Raw genomic sequence first — 5,828 nt, 5'->3', positions numbered from 1 at the left:
GCCGCGCGGCCCCGCCGGACCCCCAGTACCGGGCGGGAACGCCTGCGGTGACGGCAGGAGTCAGCCTGCCCGGTGAGGGGGTGCGGGAGGCAGCGTGAAGACACCCGGGTAGGCGTAGGTAGATCTACTCGGGCGGCCTCGCTCCGGCCTGCCGGCACGGGTGAAACGACCCGGGTGCCGGTGTGTGACGCGGCTGCTTCGGATTTTTCCGGCCCTGGTCAACGACGGGACTTCGGGGCGGTGTGCGCCCTGGCGACGGCCTTCGCGGCGCTCGATGCCGCCCCGGCCGCCTTGTCCTCGGCCGCCTTCGCCTTCCGCACCGCTTCGGGCGTGTCCTGAGCCTCGCCGTCCTGGCCGTCGCCGGTGCGCGCGTGCGCCCCCTCCTGCAGCGCCGCGAGCAGCTTCTCCACCCCCTCGTCCTGCGCCGAGGCGGTGGGCCGGACCACTTCGTGCCCCTCGACCTTCGCCTCGATCAGCGCCGTCAGCGCCGCGGTGCTCTCGTCGCCGAGGCGGGCCGGATCGAAATCCCCGGCGAGGTTCTCGATCAGTCGGGCGGCTTCCCGCACCTGCGCCAGGTGCAGGTCGACCTCCTCGTGCAGGAAGGGGAAGTCGGGGATGCGCACCTCATCGTGCCGCCGCAGGGTGTCCAGCATGATCACCTGGTCGCGCACGCGCAGCGCGCCGAGGGTTTCGCGCTGCCGGATGGCCACCTTCACCAGCGCGGCCTTCTCCGCCTGCTGCAGGGCCTCGCTCAGCAGGACGTAGGGCTTGGTGGAAGCCACCTCGGGTTCGAGGTAGTAGGTCCTGATCAGGTACCGGGGGTCGATCCGGGCAGGCGGCACGAAACCGAGGATCTCCATGGAGCTCGCGGTGGGCAGCGGCAGGGAGGCGAGTTCTTCCTCGGTCAGCACGACCACGTCGCCGCCGGGCAGCGCGTAGCCCTTGCCGACCTCTTCGGCGGGCACCTCCTCCTCGCCCGGACCGCAGACCTCGCAGACCCGCTGGTACCGGATGCGGCCGCCGTCGGCGGTGTGCACCTGGTGCAACGGGCCGCGACGGTCCTCGGTGGCGCTGTAGGCCCGCACCGCGATGGCGTAACCGCCGAAACCGATGGTGCCTTTCCAAACACTCCGCATCCTGAAATGGTATCGACCAGCACAGGTGTGCGAATAGCTACAAACGGGTGTCGGGCCCGGCGAATTCCACCAGCACCCGGGCCAGCGGCGCGCTCTCGGCGAGCGCGTCGGCCGAATAGCCGAAGGCGCCCGCCGCCGCACGGAGGACCTCGCCGAGCGCATCGATCTCAGGCGAGGGGGCGGCGGCGAGAACGCCGTGGCGCGCGCCTTCGACCCGGTCGGACAGCCGGATCAGCGCACGGGACAGCGAACGCTGGGCGGTCACGAGGTCGCCGAGGAGGGGGATGAGATCCCCGGCCTCGGTTCCCCCCGCGCCGTCGATTTCGGCGGCGCAGGCGCGGAGGTGGGACGAGGCCACCGTCACGGGCAGGAGGGTCGGCTCGATCTCCGGCATGGCGGTCATCCTGCCACCGGGGGACGACCGGGCCCGCCACGACACACGCGCGCGGCCGGACACCCCCCGGATGGGTGTCGCGCGGCTCAGGCGGCGGCGGCCAGCACCGCCTGTTCCACGCGCGACCGCCACGCCTGGTCCAGCTTCCCGCTCGCCGGGGCGACGGCGAACGAGTCGACCACCGCCGCGCCGAGGGTCGCCACCCTCGCCCACCGCACCACGGCCCCGCACGACTGCAGGGCGTCCGCGACCCGGTACAGCAGCGCGATCCGGTCGGTGGCACGCAGTTCCAGCACCACCGTGGTGGAACCGGCGGTCTCGTCGTCGAACCACAGCACCTTCGGCCTGGCCACCGAACGGATCGGCAGCTGGTAGTCCCGTTCCTTGGCCGCCAGCTTCTCTTCCAGGACCAGCCTTCCCGCCACCGCGCGGCCGAACTGCTCACGCAGCAAGGCACTGTCCGGCAGCGACCCGAACTTCGGCGAGGCGGTGAAGATGCCCGCCCTGCCCTCGCCGTGGCTGCGCAGCATCGCCGTGTGCACTTCCAGCGAATGCAGGGCGAGCACACCGGCCGCGGGCGCGAGCAGTTCCCTGTTCGCGGGCACCGCCAGCACCACCGTGGCCATGTTCCCGTCGGAGGTGATCAGCGCCTCGCCCCGGCCGGAGCGCACCGCCGCGGCGATCAGCTCGCGGTGGCTTTCCTCCAGCGGCTCGGGCGGCAGGAATCCCTTGCCCTGCATCACCTGGCGACAGCGCGAAACCAGGGTGTCGATCAGTCCGGCCTTCCAGCCGGTCCACATGCCCGGACCGGTCGCCACCGAATCGGCCTCGGTCAGCGCGTGCAGCAGTTCCAGCAGCACCACGTCGTTGTCGACCGTCTTGACCACCCGGTTGATCGTGGTCGGCTCTTCGGTGTCGCGCCGCGTGGCGGTGTGGGCCAGCAGCAGGTGGTGCCGCACCATGGCCGAAACCGTGGCGGCATCGGACTCCGGCAGCCCGATCCGCCGGGCCACCTGCAGCGAGATCGCCGCCCCCAGTTCGGAGTGATCGGCCTCCCTGCCCTTGCCGATGTCGTGCAGCAGCGCGCCGAGCAGCAGCAGGTCGGGCCGCGACACCGTGGTGGTGAGCTTGGCCGCGGCGACACAGGTCTGGACCAGATGCCGGTCCACCGTCCAGGCGTGCACCGGCGAGCGCGGCGGCAGATCCCGGATCGCCCCCCATTCGGGGAACAGCCGGGCCCACAGCCCGGTCCGGTCCAGTGCCTCCACCGCGTCGATGAGCCCCTCGCCCGCGCCGAGCATTTCGGTGAGCGCGTCCTGCGCGTCCCGGGGCCACGGGGTCCGCAGCTCCGGCGCGGAATCCGCGAGCGTGCGCAGGGTGCCGTGGGAGATCGGGACCCCGGTGCGGGCCGACGCGGCGGCGACCCGCAACAGCAGAGCGGGATCCTTGGCGGGCACGGCGTCCCGCGCCAGCGCCACCTCGTTGCCGTGCAGCACCACACCCTCGTCCAGCGGGGTGCGGTTCGGGCGCCGCCCGAACCGGCTCTTCGGGACGTCCGAAGTGGACCGCAGCGCCACGTCCACGGCGTAGCCGACCGCGCGCCCCGCCCCGGCGAGCTTGCGGGCCAGCGCGAACCGGTCGCCGAAACCGAGTTCGGCGGCCACCAGCTCGGCGTCCGCGGCGCCCAGGATGTCCCGGTTGCGGCGCAGCTCCCGGCGCAGCTCGGTGCGCACGTCCAGCAGGAGTTCCCTGGCCGCCACCAGCTCCTCGCCCGGCCGGTCGATGAGCTGTGCCGCGGCCAGCGCCCGCAGCACACCGAGGTCGCGCAGCCCGCCCTTGCCGTGCTTGAGGTCGGGCTCCGCCGACTGCGCGATCTCACCGGAGAGCTGCCAGCGCTTGCGGGTGGCTTCGACCAGTTCGGGCAGGCGTTTGCGGGCGGTGCGCCGCCACTGGTCCCTGGCCGCGCTCGCCAGGCGCTCCGCCAGCCCGGAATCCCCGGCCAGGTAACGCGCGTCGAGCAGGCCCATGGCGGTCCGCAGATCCTCCGACGCCACCCGCAGGGCCTCGGCCGGGGTGCGCACGGAGTGGTCGAGGCCGATCCGCGCGTCCCACAGCGGGTACCACAGCGCGTCGGCGATTTCGCCGACGCGGGGGTTCTGGTTGTGCACCAGGACCAGGTCGAGATCGGAGAACGGCACCGTTTCGCGCCGTCCGAGCCCGCCGACGGCGACCAGCGCGACACCGGGTTCAGCGGTGTCGACGCCGGCCGCCGTGGCGGCCTTGTTCAGCCAGAACTCGTACAGGTCGACCAGCGCGGCCCGCAGCGCCGCCGCGCCGAGCCGCCCGTGACGGCCCTCCAGCAGCAGGTTGGCCGCCTTGACGAGTTCCCCCCCTAGAGCCAGTGCCATCGCCTACAGCGCGTCCGTTCCGCGCTCGCCGGTGCGCACCCTGACCACGGTCTCCACCGGGGTCACCCACACCTTGCCGTCACCGATCTTGCCGGTGTGGGCGGCGTTGACGATCGCCTCGATGACCTTCTCCACGGTGGTGTCGTCGGTGACGACCTCGACCCGGAGCTTGGCCACGAAGTCCACGGCGTACTCGGCGCCCCGGTAGACCTCGGTGTGACCCTTCTGGCGGCCGTAGCCCTGGACCTCGCTGACGGTCATGCCCAGCGCGCCCAGCTGCTCGAGTGCGGCACGAATGTCGTCCAGGGTGAACGGCTTGACGATCGCGGTGATCAGCTTCATGCCTTGCTTCCTTCCAGGGTCACGTTCTTCGGCGCCAGGGAAACCGGGGTGCCGGGGCCGTGGCCACCGAGCAGGGAACCGCCGAAGTCGTAGGCGCTCTCCGCGTGCTGCGCCTCGTCGATGCCCGAAACCTCGTCCTCCTCACTGACCCGGAAGGCACCGGCCTTCTTGAGGACGAACCCGATGATCAGGGTGATCACGAAGGAGAAGGCCAGCACCGTGAAGGCCGCCACCGCCTGCTTGCCCAGCTGGGCGAAGCCGCCGCCGTAGAACAGGCCGTCCGCGCCCGCGGAGTTGACCTTGGTGGTGCCGAAGAACCCGATCAGCAGGGTGCCGATGATGCCGCCGACGAGGTGGACGCCGACCACGTCGAGCGAGTCGTCGAAGCCCAGCTTGTACTTCAGGCCGACGGCCAGCGCGCAGACCGCACCGGCGATGACGCCGATGGCGATCGAACCGAGCGGGGTGACGAAACCGCAGGCCGGGGTGATCGCGACGAGGCCGGCGACCGCGCCGGAGGCCGCGCCGAGGGTGGTGGGCTTGCCGAACCTGATCTGCTCGACGAGCAGCCAGCCGAGGACGGCGGCCGCGGTGGCGACGGTGGTGTTGGTGAAGGCGACACCGGCGAGGTCGCCCGCGGTCAGCGCGGAACCGGCGTTGAAGCCGTACCAGCCGAACCACAGCAGGGCGGCGCCCAGCAGCACGAACGGCACGTTGTGCGGGCGGCCGGTGTCCTTCGGCCAGCCCTTGCGCTTGCCGAGCACGATCGCCAGCGCGAGGCCCGCGGCACCGGCGTTGATGTGCACCGCGGTGCCACCGGCGAAGTCGAGCGCCTTGAGCTTGCTGGCGATCCACCCGCCCGCCGAGTCGGCACCCATGAAGCCGTCGAAGGAGAACACCCAGTGCGCGACCGGGAAGTAGACGATGGTGACCCACAGGACCACGAACAGCGACCAGCCCCAGAACTTGACGCGGTCGGCGATGGCACCGGAGATCAGCGCGGGGGTGATGATCGCGAACATCAGCTGGAACATCGCGAACGCGAGCACCGGGATCGCGTCGTTGCCGGGCCAGGCCACGGCGGGTGAGGAGTCGGTCGCCGCGACCGCGTACCCCGCGAGCTTGCCCCAGGTGTCGGCGAAGCCGGCGTTGTGGAAGTTGCCGATCAGGCCGCCGAAGGCGTCGGAACTGAAGGACTCACCGAAGCCGTAGAGCACCCACAGCACGGACACGATCGCCAAGCAGATGAAGTTCATCATGAGCATGTTGAGCACGCTCTTCACGCGAACCATGCCGCCATAGAAGAACGCCAACCCTGGTGTCATGAGCATGACCAGCGCGGCGCTGGCCAGCACCCATGCGGTGTCTCCCGCGTTCAGCACATCGTCCTCCCGGTTACGAGGTATTGACGCGAGTTTTTATTCGGGGTGTTTCACCGGGCCGCGTGCCGCGTTTCACCGAAGTGAACTGTGGTCCCCGGGTTGTTACGAGCGTGTTTCCGGTCACGCCGCCACCGGGCCACATTCACGAAACGTCGCTGTCAGATAC

Annotated in this window: 5 protein-coding genes; all 5 read right to left on the bottom strand. The window is 71.1% G+C overall.

What is annotated here, in order from left to right:
- Positions 1 to 218: 218 nt before the first annotated feature.
- The 5 genes from ku to FNH05_RS30190 all read right to left on the bottom strand — a co-directional run bounded on the left by ku (position 219) and on the right by FNH05_RS30190 (position 5,662).
- Positions 219 to 1,136, bottom strand: coding sequence for a non-homologous end joining protein Ku (gene ku / locus FNH05_RS30210; RefSeq protein WP_144592254.1), 918 nt, complete (start codon positions 1,134 to 1,136; stop codon positions 219 to 221).
- Positions 1,137 to 1,173: 37 nt separating this feature from the next.
- Complete coding sequence (locus FNH05_RS30205; RefSeq protein WP_246128019.1) at positions 1,174 to 1,539, bottom strand: hypothetical protein; 366 nt, start codon at positions 1,537 to 1,539, stop codon at positions 1,174 to 1,176.
- A gap of 77 nt (positions 1,540 to 1,616) precedes the next feature.
- The gene (locus tag FNH05_RS30200) at positions 1,617 to 3,932 is read right to left on the bottom strand and encodes a [protein-PII] uridylyltransferase (RefSeq protein WP_144592256.1); all 2,316 of its coding nucleotides are present in this window, start codon (positions 3,930 to 3,932) and stop codon (positions 1,617 to 1,619) included.
- Between the two features lie 9 nt (positions 3,933 to 3,941).
- Positions 3,942 to 4,280, bottom strand: a complete 339-nt coding sequence (locus tag FNH05_RS30195) for a P-II family nitrogen regulator (protein WP_144592253.1) — start codon at positions 4,278 to 4,280, stop codon at positions 3,942 to 3,944.
- Positions 4,277 to 5,662: an ammonium transporter gene (locus FNH05_RS30190; protein WP_186382812.1), complete on the bottom strand. Its 1,386-nt coding sequence runs from the start codon at positions 5,660 to 5,662 to the stop codon at positions 4,277 to 4,279. The genes FNH05_RS30195 and FNH05_RS30190 overlap by 4 nt, the downstream gene beginning before the upstream one ends.
- Positions 5,663 to 5,828 lie beyond the last annotated feature (166 nt).

The sequence above is a fragment of the Amycolatopsis rhizosphaerae genome, assembly GCF_007713715.1.
GTDB classification, from domain to species: domain Bacteria; phylum Actinomycetota; class Actinomycetes; order Mycobacteriales; family Pseudonocardiaceae; genus Amycolatopsis_E; species Amycolatopsis_E rhizosphaerae.
The sequence above is the reverse complement of the archived record's forward strand: the minus strand, read 5'-3'. Positions and strand labels throughout refer to the sequence as shown.

What these genes read in the sequence shown, in the direction of transcription:
- ku (WP_144592254.1), bottom strand. Translation starts at nt 1,136, where the DNA reads ATGCGGAGTGTTTGGAAAGGCACCATCGGTTTCGGCGGTTACGCCATC.
- FNH05_RS30205 (WP_246128019.1), bottom strand. Translation starts at nt 1,539, where the DNA reads ATGACCGCCATGCCGGAGATCGAGCCGACCCTCCTGCCCGTGACGGTG.
- FNH05_RS30195 (WP_144592253.1), bottom strand. Translation starts at nt 4,280, where the DNA reads ATGAAGCTGATCACCGCGATCGTCAAGCCGTTCACCCTGGACGACATT.